The following is a 399-nucleotide window of genomic DNA, read 5'->3' as shown; positions in this document are numbered from 1 at the left end:
GACAACGCCGAGGATTTCCTCGTGCGAGCCCAGGAGGCGGCCAACAGTTTCGACGACGACGGCCGCAAGGAAGGCCTCAAGCAGTTCCTCGACGACAAGACCTACAAGCCTGGTCTCGGCGCCTACGATCTTACCCGCAAGCGCTGAACGCCGGAGTCCGCCGATGAATACGACCCAATCCACGTCGCGGCCGGGGGTGAGCCGCGCGGCCATGGCGCGTCTGCTGAGACCGGCGTCGATCGCCATTGTCGGCGCCTCGCCGACGCCGGGCGCACTCGGCGCTTCGGTACTGGCTAACCTCCAGCGCAACGATTACGGGGGCAGGATCTATCTGGTCAATCCGAAGCGCGATGAGATCAATGGCCGGCCGTGTGTGAACTCGATCGAACAGTTGCCGCC

At 64.7% G+C, this 399-nt stretch carries 1 protein-coding gene; it reads left to right on the top strand.

The genetic code is table 11. The features are described 5' to 3' along the window. Positions 1-163 precede the first annotated feature (163 nt). Positions 164-399: CoA-binding protein (locus P3W85_RS34450; protein ID WP_276268054.1), on the top strand; the 236-nt coding region annotated here is incomplete at its 3' end.

The organism is Cupriavidus basilensis (assembly GCF_029335485.1).
GTDB lineage: Bacteria > Pseudomonadota > Gammaproteobacteria > Burkholderiales > Burkholderiaceae > Cupriavidus > Cupriavidus basilensis_E.
Note: the sequence above shows the minus strand (reverse complement) of the source record. Positions and strands in the feature narration are given on the sequence as shown.